Below are 317 nucleotides of genomic sequence, written 5' to 3'. Positions count from 1 at the left end.
TCCGGCGTAGCCGATCCGCCCGCCGCGGTTGACCTCGCGCAGCAGCGCGCCGGCGGGCAGGTGGGCGTCGGCGGGTTCGACCTCGAGCACGGGTAGCACGGTGGGCGCGCCGGGCCGGTATCGCTGGGCGGGTAGGGCGCCGTCGAGGGCCTGGTGGGGCCGGTAGGTGTTGTAGTGCTCGGTGAACTCGGCGAACAGTGCGCGGGCCTGGGTCATCGTCGCTGGGGCCGGGCGGCGGGCCAGCCAGCCCCGGGCGGTCTGGTGCAGTCGTTCGATCTTGCCGCAGCAGCGGGGGTTGTAGGGCCTGGAGTGGGTCA

General features: G+C 74.4%; 1 protein-coding gene. It reads right to left on the bottom strand.

Features of this window, described 5'->3' with window-relative positions:
• Positions 1–317 (bottom strand): integrase core domain-containing protein (locus WCD41_RS31055; protein WP_337719131.1); only part of this gene is annotated, 317 nt, incomplete at both ends.

The organism is Actinomycetospora aeridis, from assembly GCF_037400275.1.
Classification (GTDB): domain Bacteria; phylum Actinomycetota; class Actinomycetes; order Mycobacteriales; family Pseudonocardiaceae; genus Actinomycetospora; species Actinomycetospora aeridis.
This window is presented reverse-complemented; position numbering and strand designations above follow the sequence as displayed.